This window comes from Streptomyces sp. NBC_01116 (genome assembly GCF_041435495.1).
Classification (GTDB): domain Bacteria; phylum Actinomycetota; class Actinomycetes; order Streptomycetales; family Streptomycetaceae; genus Streptomyces.
This window is the reverse complement of record NZ_CP108644.1, coordinates 6004863-6026523: the sequence shown is the minus strand read 5'-3', so window position 1 is coordinate 6026523 and position 21661 is coordinate 6004863. Positions and strand designations below refer to the sequence as shown.

The window sequence follows — 21661 nt, the reverse complement described above, 5'->3', positions numbered from 1 at the left end:
GGAGTGTGACGTCGAACGTCTGCGCCCAGCCGTCGGTGCTTGCCGACGGACCGGTCGGCACCTCCGCGGGCCGGGGGTGCCGGTCGTCACACCCTCCATTTTCGTCCGGCTTTCAACTTCTTAGGTAGAATCCATATATGGAGACCGAGACGGCCACCCGCTGGCTGAGCGACACGGAGCAGTGCGCCTGGCGCACCCACCTGGACGTCAGCAGGCTGCTGATGCACCAACTGGAGAAGGACCTCCAGCCGTTCGGCCTGACCATGAACGACTACGAGATCCTGGTCAACCTCTCCGAATCGGACGACCAGCGCATGCGGATGAGCGACCTCGCCGCCGCCACCCTCCAGTCCAAGAGCCGGCTCTCGCACCAGATCACCCGGATGGAGACCGCCGGGCTGGTCCGCCGCACCCACTGCGAATCGGACCGGCGCGGACTGTTCGCGGTCCTCACCGAGCACGGCGCGGAGACCATGCGCAAGGTCGCCCCGCACCACGTCGACTCGGTGCGGCAGCACTTCATGGACCTGCTGTCCCCCGAGGCGCTCGCCGACCTGCACGCGGCGCTCACCCCGATCGCGGAACACCTGCGCGGCAAGCGGGGCAAGCTGTAGGGCCCGGGGCCGTCAGGCGGAGCGGGGCAGCCACAGCCGGAAGGCCGCACCGCCCTCGGCCGCCGCGTGCACGGTCAGCGTCCCGCCGTGGCGCGAGGCCACGTCCCGGGCGATGGCCAGGCCCAGCCCGGCGCCGCCGTCGTCCCGGCTGCGGGCGTCGTCGAGCCGGACGAACCGTTCGAAGATCCGCTCCCGCTCGTCCTCGGGAACGCCGGCCCCGTCGTCCCTGACCTCCACCCGTACGCCGCGCCCGTCGGCCGCCACCGACACCGCGACGCTCCCCTCGGCGTGCCGCTGGGCGTTGTCCAGCAGATTGCCGATCACCCGGGACAGCTGCCCGCGCGACCCGCTCACCTCGAACGCGCCGCCCTCCGGCGCCTCGACGTCCACCGCGACCCGGTCCCCGGTCCGCTGCGACACCTCCTCCCGGACCAGCGCGCCCAGCTCCACCGTCGCGCTCCCGGGCTTCTCCCCGGCGTCCAGCCGGGCCAGCAGCAGCAGATCCGCCGCCAGCACCTGGAGCCGTACGGTGTCGGCGACCGCGCCCGGGAGGTCCAACAGCTCCGGGTGGGCCTCGGCCACCTCCAGCTGGGTGCGGAGCGAGGCGATCGGGGAGCGCAGCTCGTGCGAGGCGTCCGCGACGAACCGCCGCTGCCGCTCCACGGACGCCTCCAGGACGGTGAGCGTCTCGTTCGTCGTCCGGGCCAGCGCCGCGATCTCGTCCCGCGAATCGGGCTCCGGAACCCGGCGGGCCAGGTCCTCGGAGGCGGTGATCGCCGCCATCTCGCGGCGGATGCCCTCGACCGGCCGCAGGGCCCGGCGGGTCACCAGCCAGGTCACCCCGGCGACGACCACCAGCAGCAGCGGCAGCCCGGTGAGCATCGCCCCGCGCACCGTGTTCACCGCCTCCTGCTCGGCGGCGAGCGGTGCGCCCGCGTACACGGTGAGGGTGACCCCGTCGGGGGTGGTCGCCTCGACGGCGGCGAAGCGGTAGTCGGCGGTGGTGCGGTCGACGGTGGCCGTGCCGTCGGAGAAGTCCGGGTCGTCGGAGGAGACCTCGCTCCGGCCGGGGCGGCCGCCGTCATCGTCGTCGTCGGCGCTGTCGTTGTCGTTGCCGGTGTCGTCGTCGCCGTCGCCGGGCGACGGGGAGGCCCCCGCGGAGGCCGAGGGCACCGGGGTGACGCCGCTCGTGCCCGTGCCGGTGACGGCCCGCAGGTCCTTGGAGACGATGACGACCCGGCCCTCCTCGTCGGTCACCTGGACCGGGTGGTCCTCCTCGTCGTCCAGTTCCAGTTCGTCGTACGGCGTGCCCGTGGCCAGCTGTCCGGCGACCTCGCGGGCCGCCACCTCGGCCTGGAGGTCCGCCTGGTCGGTCAGGTTGGCCCGCAGGACCAGGAGCACGGCGAGCCCGGCCCCCACCAGGGCGACGGCGACGACCAGGGTGGCGCCGATGGCGGCCCTGGCCCGTACGGACCTCACTTCGCCTCCAGCCGGTAGCCCGCGCCGCGCACGGTGCGGATGGCGCTCGCGCCGAGCTTGCGGCGCAGGGTGGAGATGTAGACCTCGACGATGTTCGGGTCGCCGTCGTAGGCGAAGTCCCAGACGTGCTCCAGGATCTCCGCCTTGCTGACCACCTGGCCCGCGCGCAGGGCGAGCTGCTCCAGCACCGCGAACTCCTTGGCGGTGAGCGCGACCTCGTCCCCGCCGCGGATCACCCGGCGGGCGGCGGTCTCGATGCGCAGGGCCCCGACGGTCAGGACGGGCGCGGCGGGGCCGGCTCCCCGGCGGCGGAGCAGGGCGCGGACCCGGGCGACGAGGACGACGTAGCTGAACGGCTTGGTCAGATAGTCGTCGGCGCCGGTGTCCAGGCCCTCGGCCTCGTCGTACTCGCCGTCCTTGGCGGTCAGCATGAGGATCGGCACCTCGTGGCCGGCGGCGCGCAGGTTCGAGCAGACGCGGTAGCCGTTCATGCCGGGCAGCATGATGTCGAGGATCACCAGGTCGTAGGAGCCCTCGCTCGCCCGGTGCAGCCCTTCGAGCCCGTCGTGCACGACATCCACGGCGAAGCCCTCGGCGGTCAGTCCCCTGGCCAGGGACACCGCGAGTCGCTTCTCGTCCTCCACGATCAACAGGCGCATACGCACAGCCTCGCAAACTCAACCTGAAGGCGCCTTCAGGTGGCTTCAGGCTGCGTTCAGCTACCTCCCGGCAGTGTGGGTCACGTCGAACAGCAGCAGCTCTCGGGAGGAACCCTCATGAAGCGCAACGTCACCATCGCAGCGATCACCGCGGCCGTCCTCATCGGCGGCACCACGGCCGCCACCGTCGCCTTCGCGGACGACGGTGACCGCCGGGGCGGCACGTCCGCCCAGCAGCCGGCCGGCACGGACCGCGACGACCGCGACGACGACCGGTCCTACGCCGACGCGGAGGCCCCCCGGACGGACGGCGGCGCGAAGAGCACCCGGATCACCCTCGACCAGGCCGTCGCCGCCGCCCTGAAGAGCGTCCCGGGCACGGTCACCGAGGCCGAGCTGGACGATGACGACGACGACAACGACCGCGCGGTCTGGGAGCTGGACGTCCGCGGTTCCGACAGGAAGTGGCACGACGTGACGGTGGACGCCGGCAACGGCAAGGTCCTGAAGACCCGCGACGACGACAACGACGACCGCGACCGCCACGCGCCCCGCTCCTCCGCCGTCACCCTGAACGAGGCGGTGGACGCGGCCCTGAAGACCGCGCCGGGCAGCGTCACGTCGATCGACCTGGACGACGACGATGACGACGACAACGGCCGGGGCGATGTCCTGCGCTGGGACATCGACATCACGGGCAAGGACGGCAAGCAGCACGAGCTGCGCGTCGACGCGAAGACCGGCAAGGTCACCGTGGACCGCGACGACGACGGTGACGACGACCGGGACGACCGCGCGGACGACCGGAACGACGACCGGGACGACCGCGCGGACGACCGGAACGACGACCGCGACGACCGTGCGGACGACCGGGACGACCGCGGCGACGACCGGGACGGCGACGACAGCTGACGGAAGCCCCGGCGGACACGTGCGAGCGGCCGAAGGCCCCCGGGGCGGCGTGGGTGCCGCCCCGGGGGCCTTCGGCACGCGCCCAGGTGCTCAGGAGCCCCCCGTCAGCCCCGCCACCAGCTCGTCCGCCGCGGCGTACGGGTCCAGGGTCCCCGCCACGATGCGCTCGGCCAGCGCGTGCAGGCGGCGGTCGCCGCGCAGGTCGGCGATCCTCTCGCGGAGCGCGGTGACGGCGATCGTCTCGACCTCGTGCGCGGCGCGGGCGGTGCGGCGCTCGGCCAGCACGCCGTGCTCCTCCATCCAGGCCCGGTGCTTCTCCAGGGCCTCCACGACCTCGTCCGTGCCCTGGCCCCGGGCGGCGACCGTCTTCACGATCGGCGGGCGCCAGTCGCCGGGGCCCCGGGACTCGCCCAGGCCCAGCATGTGGTTCAGCTCGCGGGCGGTGGCGTCCGCGCCGTCCCGGTCCGCCTTGTTGACCACGTACACGTCGCCGATCTCCAGGATCCCGGCCTTGGCCGCCTGGATGCCGTCGCCCATGCCCGGGGCGAGCAGCACGACGGAGGTGTCGGCCTGGGAGGCGATCTCCACCTCGGACTGGCCGACGCCGACCGTCTCGACGAGGACCACGTCGCAGCCCGCCGCGTCCAGCACCCGGATCGCCTGCGGCGCGGACCAGGCGAGGCCGCCCAGGTGGCCCCGGGTCGCCATCGAGCGGATGTAGACGCCCGGGTCGGAGACGTGGTCCGCCATCCGGATCCGGTCGCCCAGCAGCGCCCCGCCGGAGAACGGCGAGGACGGGTCGACGGCGAGGACGCCGACCCGCTTGCCCGCCCGGCGGTAGGCGGAGACCAGGGCCGAGGTGGAGGTGGACTTGCCGACGCCCGGCGAGCCCGTGAGCCCGACGACGTAGGCGTGGCCCGCCAGCGGCGCCAGCGCGGCCATCACCTCCCGCAGCTGCGGGGACGCCCCCTCCACCAGCGAGATCAGCCGGGCCACCGCACGCGGCCTGCCTGCTCGCGCCTGCTCGACCAGCGTGGGGACGTCCACGTCCACGTTCACCGCTCCGTTCGCCTTGCCCTGTCCTGAATCCGTACGGGTACCGCTACTTGCCCGGGACGCGGATGATCAGCGCGTCGCCCTGGCCGCCGCCGCCGCACAGCGCCGCCGCTCCGGTGCCGCCGCCGCGCCGCTTCAGCTCCAGGGCCAGGTGCAGGACGATCCGGGCGCCGGACATCCCGATGGGGTGGCCGAGCGCGATGGCGCCGCCGTTGACGTTGACCTTGTCCGAGGTGACGCCCAGGTCCTTCGTGGACTGGACGGCGACGGCCGCGAACGCCTCGTTGATCTCGATCAGGTCGAGGTCCTCGACGGTCAGGCCGTCCTTCTCCAGGGCGTGCCGGATGGCGTTCGAGGGCTGCGACTGGAGGGAGTTGTCGGGGCCCGCGACGTTTCCGTGGGCACCGATCTCGGCGATCCAGTCGAGGCCCAGCTCCTCCGCCCTGGCCTTGCTCATCACGACGACCGCGGCGGCGCCGTCGGAGATCTGCGAGGAGGTGCCGGCGGTGATCGTGCCGTCCTTGGCGAAGGCCGGGCGCAGCTTGCCGAGGGTCTGGGCGGTCGTCTCGGCGCGGATGCCCTCGTCCCTCGCGAAGAGGACCGGGTCGCCCTTGCGCTGCGGGATCTCGACCGGGGTGATCTCGGCCTCGAAGAGACCGTTCTTCTGGGCGGCGGCGGCCCGCTGGTGGGACTGCGCGCCGATCACGTCCTGGGAGGCGCGGTCGAGACCGAGGCGGCCGTTGTGCTTCTCGGTGGACTCTCCCATCGGGATGTTCTCGTACGCGTCGGTGAGGCCGTCGTACGCCATCGAGTCCAGCATCTCGATCGCGCCGTACTTGTGGCCCTCGCGGGACTTGGGGAGCAGGTGCGGGGCGTTGGTCATGGACTCCTGGCCGCCCGCGACCACCACGTCGAACTCCCCGGCGCGGATGAGCTGGTCGGCCAGCGCGATGGCGTCGAGCCCGGACAGGCACACCTTGTTGACGGTGAGCGCGGGCACGTTCATCGGGATGCCGGCCTTGACCGCGGCCTGCCGGGCGGGCATCTGGCCCGCGCCGGCCGTGAGCACCTGGCCCATGATCACGTACTGGACCTGGTCACCGCCGATGCCGGCCCGGTCGAGGGCTGCCTTGATGGCGAAGCCGCCGAGGTCGGCGCCCGAGAAGCTCTTGAGGGAGCCGAGGAGGCGGCCCATGGGCGTCCGGGCGCCCGCGACGATCACTGAGGTGGTGGTACCGGTCGTTGCTGGCATGGGCACGGCCCCTTGGGATCGGATGTGAACGAGGGTTTACCTGAATGTACTGAGCGGTGTCGCGCCCGTCATCCGGCAACCGGTGTGACGGCGCGCACGTTGCGTAACCATCGCGGTGGCGCTGCACTGGATCCATGCTGACGCGAATCGACCACATCGGGATCGCCTGTTTCGACCTGGACAGGACGGTCGAGTTCTACCGTGCCACGTACGGCTTCGAGGTGTACCACTCCGAGATCAACGAGGAGCAGGGCGTCCGGGAGGCGATGCTCAGGATCAACGGGACCTCGGACGGCGGGGCCTCCTACCTCCAGCTGCTGGAGCCCACCCGGGAGGACTCGGCCGTCGGCAAGTGGCTGGCGAAGAACGGGGAGGGCGTGCACCACATCGCCTTCGGTACGGAGGACGTGGACGGGGACGCCGCGGACATCCGCGAGAAGGGCGTCCGGGTGCTGTACGACGAGCCCAGGACGGGGTCGATGGGGTCCCGGATCACGTTCCTGCACCCCAAGGACTGCCATGGCGTCCTCACCGAACTGGTCACGAGCAGGACGGAGCACTGACCACCGCATACCCGGCCCGGTAGAGTGGGCGATTCCGGGCCGGGGCCGGGTCGGGGGCGTTCCGCGTCCTCGTCGTTCGTCTGTCACCATTCCCGGGGGACTCACGCCGGCGAGCAGCTCGTGCGGAGAGTCGCGACCAGGGTAGGGGGCTCCCCCGCTCGAACGAAGTTGAGAGCTCGGGGAAGGATGGGACCGCGCAGTGCGGGGCTACGAACGCCAGGAGAGCCACCTCGCTGAAGACGACCATCTCTCGCGGTTCGAAGCCGAGATGGACCGGCTGAAGACCGACCGGGAGAAGGCCGTCCAGCACGCCGAGGACCTCGGCTACCAGGTCGAGGTCTTGCGTGCCAAGCTGCACGAGGCCCGGCGCAATCTCGCGACCCGTCCCGCCTACGACAGCGCGGACCTCGGCTACCAGGCCGAACAGATGCTGCGGAACGCGCAGGCCCAGGCCGAGCAGATGCGCGGCGACGCCGAGCGCGAGCTGCGCGAGGCCCGTGCCCAGACGCAGCGGATCCTTCAGGAGCACGCCGAGCACCAGGCGCGCCTCCAGGCCGAGTTGCACACCGAGGCCGTCCAGCGCAGGCAGCGGCTCGACCAGGAGCTGGCGGAGCGCCGCCAGACCGTCGAGTCGCACGTCAACGAGAACGTCGCCTGGGCCGAACAGCTCCGCGCCCGCACCGAGTCGCAGGCCCGCCGGCTGCTGGAGGAGTCCCGCGCCGAGGCCGAACAGGCGCTGGCCGCCGCCCGCGACGAGGCCGCCCGGCTGGCCGAGGAGACCCGTCGGCGCACCGGCTCGGAGACCGAGACCGCCCGGACCGAAGCCGAAGCGATCCTGCTGCGCGCCCGCAAGGACGCCGAGCGCCTGCTCGGGGCCGCCTCCGCCCAGGCGCAGGAGGCCACCAGCCACGCGGAGCAGTTGCGCTCCAGCACGGCCGCGGCGACCGACCGGACCCGCCAGCAGACCGCCGAGCTGAACCGGTCGGCGGAGCAGCGCCTCTCGGAGGCCGAGACCCGGCTGCGCGAGTCCCGTCTGGAGGCGGAGAAGCTCCTCTCCGAGGCGAAGGACGCCGCCGGCAAGCAGCTGGCCGCCGCGGAGTCGCAGAACGAACAGCGCACCCGTACGGCCAAGTCGGAGATCGCCCGGCTGGTCGGCGAGGCCACCAAGAGCACCGAGGCGCTGAAGGAAGAGGCCGAGCAGGCTCTCGTCGACGCCCGCGCCGAGGCCGAGCGGCTGGTCGCCGAAGCGGGCGAGAAGGCCCGTACGGCCGCCGCCGAGGACGCCGCCGCCCAGCTGGCGAAGGCGGCCCGCAGCGCCGAGGAGGTGCTCACCAAGGCCTCCGAGGACGCGAAGTCGACGACGAAGGCGGCGGGCGAGGAGGCCGAGCGGATCCGCCGCGAGGCGGAGGCCGAGGCGGACCGGCTGCGCGGCGAGGCCGCCGAACAGGCCGACGAGCTCAAGGGTGCGGCCAAGGACGACACCAAGGAGTACCGGGCCAAGACGGTCGAGCTCCAGGAGGAGGCCCGCCGGCTGCGCGGCGAGGCCGAGACGCTGCGCTCCGAGGCGGTCGCCGAGGGCGAGCGCATCCGGGGCGAGGCCCGCCGCGAGGCGGTCCAGCAGCTGGAGGAGGGCGCCCGCACCGCCGAGGAGCTGCTGACCGAGGCCCGCTCCGACGCGGACGAGCTGCGCACCAAGGCGAACGGCGAGAGCGAGCGCATCCGCAGCGAGGCCGCCGAGCGGGCCGCGGCCCTGCGCAAGCAGGCCGAGGAGACGCTGGAGCGCACCCGGACCGAGGCCGACCGGCTGCGGGCCGAGGCCGAGGAGCAGGCGGCGGCCGTCACGGAGGCGGCCGAGCGGGCCGCGACCGAGCTGCGCGAGGAGACCGAGCGCGGCGTCGCCGCCCGGCAGACCGAGGCCGCCGAGGAGCTGGCCCGGCTGCACGCCGAGGCCGAGTCCCGGCTCGCCGGCGCCGAGGAGGCGCTGGGCGAGGCCCGCGCGGAGGCCGAGCGGATCCGCCGCGAGACGAACGAGGAGGCGGAGCGGCAGCGTGCCGAGGCCGCCGAGCGCGTCCGGGCGCTGACCGAGCAGGCCGGGGCGGAGGCCGAGCGGCTGCGCGACGAGGCCGCCGCCGACGCCGCCCAGTCCCGTGCCGAGGGCGAGAGTGTCGCCGTACGGCTGCGCGGTGAGGCCGCCGCCGAGGCGGAGCGGCTCAAGTCCGAGGCGCAGGAGAGCGCCGACCGGGTGCGCGCGGAGGCCGCGGCGGCCGCCGAGCGGGTCGCCGCCGAGGCCGCCGAGGCGCTGACCGCCGCCCAGGAGGAGGCCACGCGCCGCCGCCGGGAGGCCGAGGAGATCCTCGGCGCGGCCCGGACCGAGGCGGAGCAGGAGCGCGAGCGGGCCCGCGAGCAGAGCGAGGAGCTGCTCGCCTCCGCCCGCAAGCGGGTCGAGGAGGCCCAGGCCGAGGCGCACCGGCTCGTCGAGGAGGCGGACGCGAGGGCGACCGAGCTGGTCGCGGCGGCCGAACAGACGGCCCAGCAGGTACGGGACTCCGTCGCGGGCCTGCAGGAGCAGGCCGAGGAGGAGATCGCCGGGCTGCGCTCGACGGCGGAACACGTCGCGGAACGCACCCGGGGCGAGGCGCAGGAGGAAGCGGACCGGGTCCGCTCCGACGCGCACGCGGAGCGGGAGCGGGCCTCCGAGGACGCGATCCGGCTGCGCCGGGAGGCGAACGAGGAGGCGGCCCGGCTCCGGCGGGAGGCCGAGGAGGAGACCGACGCCGCCAAGGCGCTGGCCGAGCGGACGGTCTCCGACGCGATCGGCGAGTCGGAGCGGCTGCGCGCGGACACCTCCGAGTACAGCCAGCGGATGCGCACCGATGCGTCCGACGCGCTGGCGTCGGCGGAGCAGGACGCGTCGAAGGCCCGTGCCGAGGCCCGGCAGGACGCCAACCGGATCCGTTCGGAGGCGGCTGCCCAGTCGGACCGGCTGATGGCCGAGGCGGCCAACGAGAGCGACCGCGTCCGCAACGAGGCGGCCCAGGCCTCCGAGCAGCTCGTCGTCGAGGCCACCACGGAGGCCAACCGCCGCCGGGCCGAGTCCACCGAGCAGGCGGACCGGCTGCTGGCCGAGGCGACCGGCGAGTCCGAGCGGCTGCGCTCGGAGGCGGCCGAGCGGCTCGGCTCCGCGCAGGAGCACGCGGCCCGCACCCACGAGGAGGCGGCACGGCTGCGCGCGGAGGCCGAGTCGGCGTCCGAGGAGATGCGCTCGGAGGCCCGCCAGGAGGCGGACCGGCTGCTGGACGAGGCGCGCGAGGCGGCGGCCAAACGCCGGGCGGACGCGGCCGAGCAGGCGGACCAGCTCATCAACAAGGCGCGGGAAGAGGCCCTTCGTACGGCCACCGAGGCCGAGGGGCAGTCCGACACGATGGTCGGCGCGGCCCGCAAGGAGGCCGTGCGCATCACCTCCGAGGCGACCGTCGAGGGCAACACCCTGGTCGAGCGCGCCCGTGCGGACGCCGACGAACTGCTGGTCGGCGCCCGGCGCGACGCGACGGCGATCCGGGAGCGGGCCGAGGAGCTGCGGGCCCGGCTGGAGAGCGAGATCGAGGAGCTGCACGAGCGGGCCCGCCGGGAGACGTCCGAGCAGATGAAGACCGCCGGCGAGCGTGTCGACAACCTGATGAAGGCGGCGACCGAGCAGCGCGACGAGGCCGAGGCGAAGGCCAAGGAGCTGATGGCCCAGGCCAACTCGGAGGCGAGCAAGGTCCGTATCGCCGCGGTGAAACGGGCCGAGTCGCTGCTGAAGGAGGCCGAGGCCAAGAAGGCCGGGCTGATCCGCGAGGCGGAGAAGCTGCGCGCCGACGCCGAGGCCGAGGCCCGGCAGACGGTGGACGAGGGCAAGCGCGAGCTGGACGTCCTGGTGCGCAGGCGCGAGGACATCAATGCGGAGATCTCCCGTGTCCAGGATGTGCTCGAAGCGTTGGAGTCTTTCGAGGCTCCGACCGGGGGCGGGAAGCCGGCCGGCGGTTCCGCGGGAGGCGCCAAGGCCCCGGCTGCGGCGGGCACTCGATCGGGGGGCAAGTCGTCCGAGCGGTAGCCGATCCGCGATGCGCCGTGCTTCGTCATGGACATTCAGCCCTCCGAGTGGCAAGCACTCCGGGGGTCAGCCACTCAAAAGGGGTGTCATTCTCCAGATCAAACCGGCATCTTCACGCTGACACGCCGCAATGGCCCCTAGGATTCCCCCTATCACCTCACCGGTCTCATTCGACAGGAACCCCATGAGTGACCCTTCCTCCCCCTTCGGCTTCGAGCTCGTGCGACGTGGCTACGACCGCGGTCAGGTGGACGACCGCATCACCAAGCTCGTCGCCGACCGTGACAGTGCCCTGGCCCGAATCACCTCTCTGGAAAAGCGCATCGAGGAGCTGCACCTCGAGACGCAGAACGCCCAGGCCCAGGTAAGCGACGCAGAGCCGTCGTACGCCGGTCTCGGAGCCCGTGTCGAGAAGATTCTCCGCCTCGCCGAGGAGGAGGCCAAGGACCTGCGCGAGGAGGCCCGTCGCGCGGCCGAGCAGCACCGGGAGCTCGCCGAGTCGGCGGCCCAGCAGGTGCGCAACGACGCCGAGTCGTTCGCCGCCGAGCGCAAGGCGAAGGCCGAGGACGAGGGCGTCCGGATCGTCGAGAAGGCCCAGGGCGAGGCGAACACGCTCCGCACCGACGCCCAGAAGGACGCCCAGCAGAAGCGCGAGGAGGCCGACGCCCTCTTCGAGGAGACCCGCGCCAAGGCCGCCCAGGCCGCGGCCGACTTCGAGACGAACCTCGCCAAGCGCCGCGAGCAGTCGGAGCGCGACCTCGCGTCCCGCCAGGCCAAGGCCGAGAAGCGTCTCGCCGAGATCGAGCACCGCGCCGAGCAGCTCCGCCTGGAGGCCGAGAAGCTCCGCACGGACGCCGAGCGCCGGGCCCGCCAGACGGTCGAGACCGCCCAGCGTCAGGCCGAGGACATCGTCGCCGACGCCAACGCCAAGGCCGACCGGATCCGCAGCGAATCGGAGCGCGAGCTGGCGGCGCTCACCAACCGCCGCGACTCGATCAACGCGCAGCTGACCAACGTCCGCGAGATGCTGGCGACGCTGACCGGCGCCGCCGTGGCCGCCGCCGGCTCCCCGGTGGAGGACGAGTCCGCCACCCGCGGCGTCCCGGCCCAGCAGACCCGCTGACCCCCGGCACGTGTAATACCCCCGTGTGCGCCCGGTTCCGCCTTTGTGGTGGCGCCGGGCGCTCGGGCGTTCTAGCGTGAACGCATGATCGAGCTCGAGGGACTCACCAAACGATTCGGCAGCAAGGTCGCCGTCGATCATCTGTCGTGTCAGGTAAGACCGGGCATCGTGACCGGTTTCCTCGGCCCGAACGGGGCGGGCAAGTCCACCACGATGCGGATGATGCTCGATCTCGACAACCCGACCAGCGGTACGGTGCGCATCGACGGCAAGCACTACCGCGAACTCCAGGAACCGCTGAAGTACATCGGGGCGCTCCTCGACGCCAAGGCGATGCACGGCGGCCGCAGCGCGTACAACAACCTGCTGTGCCTGGCGCAGAGCAACCGCATCCCGAGCAGCCGGGTCGACGAGGTGCTCGACATGGTCGGCCTGAGCGCGGTGGCGAAGAAGAAGTCCAAGGGGTTCTCCCTCGGCATGGGCCAGCGGCTCGGCATCGCGTCCGCGCTGCTCGGCGATCCCGAGATCCTGATGTTCGACGAGCCGGTCAACGGACTGGACCCCGAGGGCATCCACTGGATCCGCAATCTGATGAAGGCGCTCGCGTCGGAGGGCCGGACGATCTTCGTCTCGTCCCACCTGATGAGCGAAATGGCGCTGACCGCCGACCATTTGATCGTGATCGGCCAGGGCAGGCTGCTCGCCGACACCTCGATGGCGGACTTCATCCGCGAGAACTCCCGCAGTTACGCGCGGCTGCGCTCCCCGCAGCAGGAGCGGCTGCGCGATGTGCTGCACCAGGAGGGTTTCACCGTGGTCGAGACGGCGGGCGGCGTCCTGGAGATCGACGGCGCCGGCACCGAGGAGTTGGGTGAGCTGGCCGCCCGGCACCAGGTGGTGCTGCACGAGTTGAGTTCCCAGCGGGCCTCGCTGGAGGAGGCGTTCATGCAGATGACCGCCGGTTCGGTGGAGTACCACGCCCATTCGGAACGGGACTTGGCGGTCGAACCACCCGCGGTGGGGGCCGGCTGGGGCGAGAGCTGGAACAAGCCCGGCAGCACCGACCGCACCGGCACCGACGGCAAGGGGGCGTGACGACCATGGCATCGGTACCCGCGGTTCTCACCTCGGAATGGACCAAGATCCGGTCGGTCTCCTCGACCACCTGGACCCTCATCGCCGCGTTCGCCGTCACGGTCGTGATGGGCGCGGCGCTGAGCGCCCTGCTGAACGCCACCTTCGACGACCTCTCGGAGGCGGAGCAGGCCACGTTCGACCCGACGTTCGTCAGCTTCTCCGGGACTGTTCTCGGCCAGCTCGCGATGGTCGTGTTCGGGGTGCTCGTCGTCGGCACCGAGTACAGCTCCGGCATGATCCGCACCTCGCTGGCGGCCGTGCCCCAGCGCGGGACGTTCCTCCTCAGCAAGATCACGGTGGCCGGTGCGCTGGCCCTCGTCGTGGGACTGCTCACCAGCTTCGTCTCGTTCTTCCTCAGCCAGGCCATGCTCGGCGACCGGGGCACCGACATCGGCGCGGAGAACGTGCTGCGCGCGGTGGTCGGCGGCGGGCTCTACATGGGGCTGATCGCGATCTTCTCCATGGGCGTGGCGGCGATGCTGCGCAGCTCCATGCTGTCGCTCGGCATCCTGATGCCGTTCTTCTTCCTGGTCTCGCAGATCCTCGCGGCGGTGCCGGGCGCCAAGAGCGTCGCCCGCTACTTCCCCGACCAGGCCGGTTCCAAGATCATGCAGGTCGTCCCGGACGCGCTGAACAGCGACCCGGCGCCCTACGGCCCCTGGGCCGGGCTCGGGATCATGGTGCTCTGGGTGCTGGCGGCGGTGATCGGCGGCTACCTCGTCCTGAAGAACCGGGACGCGTGAGGGGCGGGCCCCGGCACCTGTCCTGATCTGTGTGACGGTCCGCTCGCACGCAGTGCGCAACTTGGCCGGAACCGTCAGCGCCTGGTTATCCTCCTAACTCTTACGGGGGTGCGCGGCCGGGCGGCCCGAGCCCCGAACGACAGAGTGAGTCGATGGGGCTGGAGAATGATCGAGGCAGTCGGCCTGACCAAGCGCTACGGCGCGAAGACGGCCGTGGACGACCTTTCCTTCCAGGTGCGGCCGGGGGCCGTCACCGGCTTCCTCGGTCCCAACGGGTCGGGCAAGTCCACGACCATGCGCATGATCCTCGGCCTCGACCGCCCCACCTCGGGTCACGTCACGATCGGCGGTCACCCCTACCGCGACCTGCCGAACGCCCCGCGCCAGGTGGGCGCGCTGCTGGACGCCAAGGGCGTGCACGGCGGACGCACCGCCCGCAACCACCTGCTGTCCCTGGCCCAGCTGGCCGGCATCCCGGCGGCCCGGGTCGACGAGGTGCTGGGCGTCGTCGGCCTCAGGGACGTCGCCAAGCAGCGCTCCAGGGGCTTCTCGCTCGGGATGGGGCAGCGGCTCGGGATCGCGGCGGCGCTGCTCGGCGATCCGCAGGTCCTGCTGTTCGACGAGCCGGTCAACGGTCTCGACCCGGAGGGCATCCACTGGGTCCGCAATCTGATGAGGATGCTGGCCTCCGAGGGCCGTACGGTCTTCGTCTCGTCCCACCTGATGAGCGAGATGGCCCTCACCGCCGACCATCTGATCGTGATCGGGCGCGGCCGGCTGCTCTCCGACATGAGCGTCACGGACTTCATCTCCGCCAACTCCGCCGACTTCGCCCGGGTCCGGGTGCCGGACGACGGCCCCGAGGAGCGGCAGAAGCTGACGGCCTCGCTCGTCGAGGCGGGCGGCCGGGTCATGACGGAGCCGGGCGGTGCCCTGCGGGTCACCGGGCTGCCGCTGTCGCGGATCAGCGACCTGGCCCACGGGTGCGACGTACGGCTCTGGGAGCTGTCGCCGCACCAGGCCTCCCTGGAGGAGGCGTACATGCGCCTCACGCAGGGCCTGGTGGACTACCGCTCGACGGACGACGCCAAGGCGGGCCTCGTGGAGCCGCTCCCCCAGGACGCCCACGGAAGCGCCGACGGCTTCGCGTACCCCGAGCCGGTTGAGGTGCCGCAGGAGGGCTGGTACGCCCCGCCGCCGCCCGTTCCGGGCCGGGGCCCCGCACCCGGCGCACCCTCCTCCCCCGCAGCCGAGCCCTCTTCCGCCGCCGCGGCCGGAGAGCAGACCAGCAAGGACCTCCTCAGATGACGACGCCGGCCACCCCGCGGGCCCACCAGCAGGCGCCGGACGCCGGCCTGCTGGGCTCCTACGAGTCGCCGATCCCGATCCGGCCCGCCACCCTCGGCGACGCGGTCGCCTCGGAGTGGACCAAGATCCGTTCGGTGCGCGCCACGATCTGGACGCTCGGCGTGATGGTCGCGCTGATGCTGACGATCGGGCTGGGCACCGCCCTGCTGCTCGCGGTGGACGGCAACAGCGGCCTGTCGGGCGAGCCGGTCCTCGCCCTCGGCTTCTTCGGGGTGCTGCTGGGCTCGATCTGTGTGATCACGCTCGGTGTGCTGACCATCGGATCCGAGTACAGCACCGGCATGATCCGTACGACGCTGACGGCCTGCCCGAGCCGGGGCCGGGTGCTCGCGGCGAAGGCGATCGTCTTCTCCTCGCTGGCCTTCGCCGTCACGACGGTGACCGCGACGGTCGTGGCGGGGCTCCAGAACCTGATCCTGGACGGCGCTGCCGCGTCGGCCGACGACTGGCTGCGCGGCACGGTCGGAATCGGTCTCTACATCGCGGCCCTCGGCCTGCTGTCGCTCGGGATCGGCGCGATCGTGCGGCACTCGGCGGGTGCGATCACCATCATGATCGGCGTGGTGCTGCTGCCCCTGGTCCTCGCGCTGTTCATGTTCGCCGACAGTCTGCGGGGCGTTCAGCGCTTCCTGATCGAATACTCGATCCCCAACCAGATCGGTGCGCTGTACGGCACGACGATGACCGAGAGCGGTCCGTCCGGCTGGGAGCCGCTGCTGCTGATGCTGGTCCTGGCCGCCGCGGTCCTGGGCGGGGCGGTCGCGATACTGAACCGCCGCGACGTCTGAGGGCCCGCGCGAGGTCGAAGGGCCCGCGCGAGGTCGAAGGGGCCGACGAGGCCGGAGTGCCGCGCGGGGTCCGATGTGAAGGGGCCGGTCGGCCTCAGTGGCGCGGAGCGTTCCGGGACCGCTGCACCCTGGTGGTGCGGCGGTCCTTCGCGTTCCAGCACGCCTTGTGCCAGTGCCTGCGGTCGTCGATGCCGCCGAACTCGGGCCAGGTCACGAGGTGCGGGACCCCGGAGGGGATCTCCTGGTCGCAGCCGGGGCAGCGGTACCGCTTGCCCTGGGCGCTCGCGCCGCTCACCGGGCGCACCGACCACTCCTCGCCCTGCCAGCTCTCGGTGGCCCCTCCCCCGCCGTACCTGCCGGGCGCCGAGCCGGGGCGTTCGTCGGGACTCTCGCCGCCACGGGGGCGGTTTCGGCGCGGGGACACAGGACACCTCACGGGGCGGATCGGACACGGTATCGCCCAAGCCTAGAGCCTGGCGTCGGGGGCGGCGGCCGGGCTGTCCGGCGCCCCGTCCGGCAGTGGGGTGAGTTAGCGGAAAATCGCAACAACTTCCTCCCGGACCGTGCCTTTGGCACGTGTCAGACGTTGTTGCCGGTGGGGGAGAAACGCGTCGGCCGCAAGGAGGCAATAGGCGATGCGCATCGGAACGTTCGTTCTGGCAGCCCAGTTCCCGGGACAGGGGCCGGGTGAGGCCCTGCACCGGGCCGTCCGGTCCACCGAGGCCGCGGAGGAGAGCGGCCTCGACTCGGTCTGGCTGGCCGAGCACCACTTCGTGCCGTACGGGGTCTGCCCGTCCGCGACCACGCTGGCGGCGCTGCTGCTGGGCCGCACCCGCAGAATCCGGGTCGGCACGGCGGTCAGCGTCCTGCCCAACCACCACCCGGTCGCGCTCGCCGAGCAGGCCGCACTGCTGCACCTGACCAGCGGCGGACGCTTCTCGCTCGGGGTCGGCCGGGGCGGTCCGTGGGTCGACCTGGAGGTGTTCGGCGGCGGTCTCGACGCGTACGAGAACGGCTTCCCCGAGGCGCTCGGCCTGGTGCTCGACTGGCTGCGGAAGCCCCGCGTCGCGGGGCGCGGCGAGCGGTACGGCTTCCGCGAGGTGGCGGTGGTGCCGCGCGCGGACGAGCTGTGGGAAGGCCCGGCGGACGCGGGGCCGGGCGGCACGGGGCCCGAGGTCGTCGTGGCGTGCACCTCGCCGAAGAGCGTGCGGCTCGCGGCCCGGCAGGCGCTGCCGATGCTGCTGGGCATGCACTGCGGGGACGAGGAGAAGGCGGAGATGGTCGCCCTGTGGCGTACGGCCGCCCGGGAGGCCGGTCATCCGCCCGAGGTGGTGGAGGGGGCCGCACATGTGTCCGCCGGGGTGGCCCAGATCGAGGACGGCGCCGGTGAGGCCACGGAGATGCTGGTGAAGTCGATGCCCGGCTGGCTGCGCCAGGGGCTCGACGCCCATGTCACGGTCGACGAGAGGCACCGTGTGATGCGGGACCCGGTCGCGTACACGGAACTGCTGTGCGGGCTGCACCCGGTGGGCCCGCCGCGGCTGGCGGCCGACCGGCTGGCGGCCACCGCCGAGCGGACCGGGATCACGCGCTTCGCCCTCCTGGTGGAGGGTTCGGGCGATCTCGTCGCGACCGAGGAGAACGTCCGGCGGCTGGGTGCCGACGTCCTGCCGCTGCTCACCTGACCCGCGCACGCCGGTGCTTCCCCGGAGGCGTCCGACAGCCGGGATCGGTGGGATCAAATGGTGCGGTGGTGCGGGAGCTGCCGCCCCGGAGCCAAGTGCACCTCCCGCGGCCCGGGACGGCAGCAGAAGCGTTCAGCAGTCCCGAAGTTCGGGCGACTGGTTGAGCAACTGGCCCCTCACCGAGGTGAACTTGGCCAGTCGGTCGTCGACCGAGGCGTCCAGCGGGAACACCGCGACGCGGTGGCAGTTCTGGAATGCGATACGCACTCCGAAGTGCCGCTGGAGCGCGCCGCGTATCGCATCACTCGCGAGCGCGCGCAGCAGCTGACCTCGTGCCTGCTCGTCCGGCGGCGGCGTCTGGTTGTCGGCGAACTGTCCGCCGTCGACCTTCAGCTGAGCCACCAACGAGCTGATCATCTCCCATGCGAAGGGCAGGGAGGTCCGGACGCAGTCGACGAAGTCGGCTTCGTCGACCTCGCCTCGCTCGGCCTGTTCCAACAGCGCCGGTGAGACGTCGAGCGACATGGGTTCTCCTCTCGCGACCCCGGGCGATGGCCGGGGCCCTACGGGCAGGGAAGGGGGGCGGCGACGACGCAGCGTGCACGGACGGCGACCTCCTGCTTCCACCGTAAGCGCGCAGTCGGGGCCGCACCAGGAGATTGGGAACACAACCGGCCATTAACGAAGGGGCGCAAAGAGGGGCAAGCCCGCTCGGCGGTGATCCGGTGTGCACCGAGTGGCAGGGGGCGACGGGTGGGGAAATCGCGTCGAGCCCCCGTCGTCGAGTAGCGTTGCCGACCATGCGTCTCGTCATCGCCCGTTGCTCCGTGGACTACGCGGGCCGGCTCACAGCCCACCTGCCCTCCGCCCCCCGACTGATCCTGGTGAAGGCGGACGGAAGCGTCTCCATCCACGCCGACGACCGGGCGTACAAACCGCTCAACTGGATGTCCCCGCCGTGCACCCTGAAGGTGGGCGCCGACGGTGAGGAAGGCGTCTGGACCGTGGTGAACAAGGCGGGCGAAAAACTGATCATCACGATGGAGGAAGTCCTCCACGACTCGTCGTACGAGCTGGGCGTCGACCCGGGGCTCATCAAGGACGGCGTGGAGGCGCACCTCCAGGAGCTGCTCGCGGACCGGATCGAGATCCTCGGCGAGGGCCACACGCTGATCCGCCGCGAATACCCCACCGCCATCGGCCCGGTGGACATCCTGTGCCGGGACGCGAACGGGCAGACGGTGGCCGTGGAACTGAAGCGGCGCGGGGACATCGACGGCGTGGAGCAGCTGACGCGCTATCTGGAGCTGCTGAACCGCGACCCGCACCTCGCGCCGGTCCGGGGCGTCTTCGCCGCCCAGGAGATCAAGCCGCAGGCCCGGGTGCTGGCGACGGACCGCGGCATCGGCTGCCTGGTCCTGGACTACGACGCGATGCGGGGCATCGAGGACGACAAGCTGCGGCTGTTCTGAACGACGGCGCAACGGCGTCGACGAGGGCCGGGCGGCTCACGCGGAAGCGTGAGCCGCCCGGCCCTCGTGCGTTCAGCCGCCCGGCGTGCTCAGACCGCCGGGTCGACGGCCACTTCGGACTCCTCGACGGCCGCTTCGGACTCCGGGGCGCTCGCCGACTCGACGGGGCCGCTCGCGGAGGAGGAGCCCTGGGCCGGGGGCGGGGCCGGGGGCTCTTCGGTGGGCGTCTCGGTCGGCGTTTCGCTCTCGGACTCGGACGGCGTGGGGCTCGGGCTCTCGCTGTCGGTCTCCGTCGGCCGGGGCGAGGTCCTCGTCGGCGTCGGCTCGCTCGGGGAGCTGCTCCCGTCGTCCGTCGGGTCGTCCGTCCCCGGCGGCGTACCGCTCGACGTGGAGGCGCTCGGGGACGGGGAGCCGGAGGTGCTCGGGCTCGCCGAGTCCGAGGCGCTCGGAGTCGTGGACATCTCGCCGCCGGTGGTCTCCCCGGCCGGGGCGGAGCCGTCCTGCGGCTCCTCCGCGGGCGGGCCGTCGTCGGTCGGGGCCTCGGTGGACGTCTGCTCGGTGGTGACGTTGCGGCTGCCCGGCTCGTCGCCGTCGCCCGCGGTGACGCCGAGCGTGACGACGGTGCCGAGCACCGCGATCAGCACGGCGCCCGCGCCCGCGGCGGCCAGGTTGCGCCGGGCGCCGCCCAGGACGGCCCTGCCGGTCCTCCTGCGCGCGGCGGGGCCGGGCGACAGGGAGGAGACGACCGTGGGCTGCTCCTCGGCCGGCTGCCGCAGGAACGCGGGGGCGCCCGGGAACCCGCCGGGCGGCGTGCCCGGAGCGTCCTGGCGCACCATGGGCACCTCGTCGCCCGACGCGGTGCGGCCGAGGGGGGCGAAGTCGCCGGAGCGGTCCGCGACCAGGGCGAGCGCGCGGCGTCCGGCCACGGCCCCGGACCTGTCGGCGAGCGCGCCGCGCATCCCGATCGAGGTCTCCAGCTCGGTCCTGGCCCGGTCCGGATTGCCGGTGCAGAGCGCGAGGACGCCCAACTCGTGGTGGAAGTACGCCTCCTCGGCGACCTCGCCGGCGATCCTGGCGGCCTCCTGGCCGATCCTGAGGGCCCGCTCCCAGGCCCCCCAGCCCTGCCCCGCCGCGAAGGCCGGGGAGGCGCTGCGGGCCAGCAGGACGGCGGCGCTGGCCGCTCCCGCCTCGTCTCCCGGGACCAGCCGGCCCAGGGAGGCGACGATCGCGTCCGCCTCGGCGACGGCGCGCTCCGGGGTGACCGAGGGGTGCGAGGCCCACCAGGCGTAGTGCTGGGCGGCGGTACGGGCGTGGGCGGCGGCGTCGTCCTCGTAGTCGGCCGCCGTCAGCTGGGCGAGGACTCCGGCGGCGAGGCGGTAGCGGGGCCCGGCCGGGGAGAGCAGGCCGCAGCCCGCGAGCTCGCCGAGCGCGGCGTCCGCGTGGGTGTCGCCCACGAGGGCCGGCAGATGGGCCTGGTGGGGCACCTCGCCGCCGAGGGCGACGGCGAAGCGCAGGGTGGCGCGGGCCGCCTCGCTGAGCCGGGAGGCGAGCAGCGCGGCGGGCGCGGCGCCCTCGCCGAGGCTCGGCAGCGGGACGTCGAGTGCTTCTGCGGACGCCGCGGGGGCCGGCGGCGCGTCGTCCGCGCGTGGCTCGAAGTAGTCGTACTCGTCGAAGGCTTCGGGGCCGGCACGGAGCCGGTCGCGCTGCACGAGGAGCGATCCGGCCTGGACGAAGCGGAGCGGCAGGCCCTCGGACTCGAACCAGAGGTCGCCCGCCCAGTTCCGCTCCTCCTCCGTGAGGGGGCGCTCGACGACCTTCTCCAGCAGCGACAGCGAGGCGCCGCGGCCGAGTCCGGCGAGGAGCACCTCCTCCAGGTGGGCGTCGACGCCGGGGTTGGTGACGTCGAGGGTGGCGGCGAGCAGGAAGGCGCACTCGGGGGTGGCGGCGAGCAGTTCGTCGAGGGCCGCTCCGCCGATCTCCAGGTCGTCGACGGTGACGACGGCGCCGATGGACCGGACGAGCGCGAGCAGTTCGTCGCGGTCGGGGCGGTGGCCCGGGGCCTTGAAGACGGTGTCGAAGAGGGCGTGCAGCAGATCGGCGCCGGTGCGGCCCCGGCCGTTGAGGCGGACGACCCCGTCGGGGGCCAGGTCCGCGCAGTCGGCGGCGACGGCGTCCAGCAGCGCGGTGCGGCCGGATCCGGCCTGTCCGGTGAGGCGGACGCTGCGGCCGCGCGCCAGCAGGCGGACGAGGCGCTCGCGCTCCTCCTGCCGCTCCAGGAGCGGCAGCTGCGGGGCGGGCGGTCCTGCGGGCACCGGGGGCGCGCCGGCGCGCTCGTGGTCGGCGCGTTCGGCGGGGGTGCGGCGGACCGGGGCGTCGGGGCCCGAGCCGGGCGGGCAGGACTCGACCTCGCTGCCGTCGACGGGGTTGACCGTGAGCAGCAGGTCGCCGACGGTCAGCTGGACGACGCGGACCTGCTGCGGTGTCCCCGGGCCCAGGTCGGCGCCGCCTGATTCGCGGGACGGCCGACGGAGGCCGGGCTCACCGCCGGAGCGGTCGTGGCCCTGCCCGTACTCATCGGGTGCCCGGTGTGTCGGGTCCATCGCAAAGTCCCCCAGACGCGTCGTGCGCGGTTGCCCCTCCCGGCCTCACACGCGCCCCGCTGTCGCTTCCGGTCCGGTGTCCGCCCATGGGTTCGTTGTCATTCGGCGGACGGCCGA

General features: G+C 73.1%; 18 protein-coding genes. 11 read left to right on the top strand and 7 right to left on the bottom strand.

Translation table 11 applies throughout. The features are described 5' to 3' along the window. Positions 1 to 137: 137 nt before the first annotated feature. Entirely contained in the window at positions 138 to 614 is a 477-nt protein-coding gene (locus tag OG245_RS26695; protein ID WP_371625958.1) for a MarR family winged helix-turn-helix transcriptional regulator, read from the top strand. 12 nt (positions 615 to 626) lie between these two features. Here the strand turns inward: OG245_RS26695 and OG245_RS26690 are convergent, their stop codons facing one another. Together OG245_RS26690 and OG245_RS26685 are read right to left on the bottom strand one after the other, a co-directional pair. Continuing rightward, positions 627 to 2093, bottom strand: coding sequence for an ATP-binding protein (locus OG245_RS26690; protein WP_371625957.1), 1467 nt, complete (start codon positions 2091 to 2093; stop codon positions 627 to 629). Further along, positions 2090 to 2752, bottom strand: coding sequence for a response regulator transcription factor (locus OG245_RS26685; protein ID WP_371625956.1), 663 nt, complete (start codon positions 2750 to 2752; stop codon positions 2090 to 2092). Before OG245_RS26685 ends, OG245_RS26690 begins: the two co-directional genes overlap by 4 nt. Before the next feature lie 117 nt (positions 2753 to 2869). Between OG245_RS26685 and OG245_RS26680 the strand changes: the two genes are divergently transcribed. Then, the gene (locus OG245_RS26680; protein WP_371625955.1) at positions 2870 to 3664 is read left to right on the top strand and encodes a PepSY domain-containing protein; all 795 of its coding nucleotides are present in this window, start codon (positions 2870 to 2872) and stop codon (positions 3662 to 3664) included. Positions 3665 to 3754: 90 nt separating this feature from the next. Here the strand turns inward: OG245_RS26680 and meaB are convergent, their stop codons facing one another. Then, positions 3755 to 4723, bottom strand: coding sequence for a methylmalonyl Co-A mutase-associated GTPase MeaB (gene meaB, locus OG245_RS26675; RefSeq protein WP_371625954.1), 969 nt, complete (start codon positions 4721 to 4723; stop codon positions 3755 to 3757). Between the two features lie 43 nt (positions 4724 to 4766). After that, the gene (locus OG245_RS26670) at positions 4767 to 5942 is read right to left on the bottom strand and encodes an acetyl-CoA C-acetyltransferase (RefSeq protein WP_371627996.1); all 1176 of its coding nucleotides are present in this window, start codon (positions 5940 to 5942) and stop codon (positions 4767 to 4769) included. Positions 5943 to 6106: 164 nt separating this feature from the next. On the opposite strand from OG245_RS26670, the gene mce reads away from it, so the two are divergent. The 7 genes from mce to OG245_RS26635 all read left to right on the top strand — a co-directional run bounded on the left by mce (position 6107) and on the right by OG245_RS26635 (position 15787). Beyond that, positions 6107 to 6535, top strand: coding sequence for a methylmalonyl-CoA epimerase (gene mce, locus OG245_RS26665; protein WP_007452419.1), 429 nt, complete (start codon positions 6107 to 6109; stop codon positions 6533 to 6535). Positions 6536 to 6734: 199 nt separating this feature from the next. Then, complete coding sequence (gene scy, locus OG245_RS26660) at positions 6735 to 10628, top strand: polarized growth protein Scy (RefSeq protein ID WP_371625953.1); 3894 nt, start codon at positions 6735 to 6737, stop codon at positions 10626 to 10628. Between the two features lie 184 nt (positions 10629 to 10812). Next, entirely contained in the window at positions 10813 to 11751 is a 939-nt protein-coding gene (locus tag OG245_RS26655) for a cellulose-binding protein (protein WP_371625952.1), read from the top strand. Positions 11752 to 11835: 84 nt separating this feature from the next. Continuing rightward, entirely contained in the window at positions 11836 to 12846 is a 1011-nt protein-coding gene (locus OG245_RS26650; RefSeq protein ID WP_371625951.1) for an ABC transporter ATP-binding protein, read from the top strand. A gap of 5 nt (positions 12847 to 12851) precedes the next feature. Continuing rightward, positions 12852 to 13631, top strand: a complete 780-nt coding sequence (locus OG245_RS26645; RefSeq protein ID WP_371625950.1) for an ABC transporter permease subunit — start codon at positions 12852 to 12854, stop codon at positions 13629 to 13631. Positions 13632 to 13796: 165 nt separating this feature from the next. Next, the gene (locus OG245_RS26640; RefSeq protein WP_371625949.1) at positions 13797 to 14939 is read left to right on the top strand and encodes an ABC transporter ATP-binding protein; all 1143 of its coding nucleotides are present in this window, start codon (positions 13797 to 13799) and stop codon (positions 14937 to 14939) included. Next, on the top strand, positions 14936 to 15787 hold the full coding sequence (locus OG245_RS26635; RefSeq protein ID WP_371625948.1) for an ABC transporter permease subunit: 852 nt from the start codon (positions 14936 to 14938) through the stop codon (positions 15785 to 15787). The genes OG245_RS26640 and OG245_RS26635 overlap by 4 nt, the downstream gene beginning before the upstream one ends. A 94-nt stretch (positions 15788 to 15881) precedes the next feature. Here the strand turns inward: OG245_RS26635 and OG245_RS26630 are convergent, their stop codons facing one another. After that, on the bottom strand, positions 15882 to 16211 hold the full coding sequence (locus OG245_RS26630; RefSeq protein ID WP_371625947.1) for an ATP/GTP-binding protein: 330 nt from the start codon (positions 16209 to 16211) through the stop codon (positions 15882 to 15884). A 211-nt stretch (positions 16212 to 16422) separates the two neighbouring features. Between OG245_RS26630 and OG245_RS26625 the strand changes: the two genes are divergently transcribed. Then, positions 16423 to 17472, top strand: a complete 1050-nt coding sequence (locus OG245_RS26625) for an LLM class flavin-dependent oxidoreductase (RefSeq protein WP_371625946.1) — start codon at positions 16423 to 16425, stop codon at positions 17470 to 17472. A gap of 132 nt (positions 17473 to 17604) precedes the next feature. Here the strand turns inward: OG245_RS26625 and OG245_RS26620 are convergent, their stop codons facing one another. Beyond that, complete coding sequence (locus OG245_RS26620) at positions 17605 to 17997, bottom strand: SCO5389 family protein (protein WP_003966234.1); 393 nt, start codon at positions 17995 to 17997, stop codon at positions 17605 to 17607. 275 nt (positions 17998 to 18272) lie between these two features. Between OG245_RS26620 and nucS the strand changes: the two genes are divergently transcribed. After that, positions 18273 to 18944 carry an endonuclease NucS gene (gene nucS / locus OG245_RS26615; RefSeq protein ID WP_371625945.1) on the top strand — a complete coding sequence of 224 codons (672 nt, stop codon included), beginning with the start codon at positions 18273 to 18275 and terminating at the stop codon, positions 18942 to 18944. Between the two features lie 89 nt (positions 18945 to 19033). Here nucS and OG245_RS26610 read toward each other — a convergent pair whose 3' ends face one another. Continuing rightward, positions 19034 to 21544: an ATP-binding protein gene (locus OG245_RS26610; protein WP_371625944.1), complete on the bottom strand. Its 2511-nt coding sequence runs from the start codon at positions 21542 to 21544 to the stop codon at positions 19034 to 19036. Between the last annotated feature and the right edge of the window lie 117 nt (positions 21545 to 21661).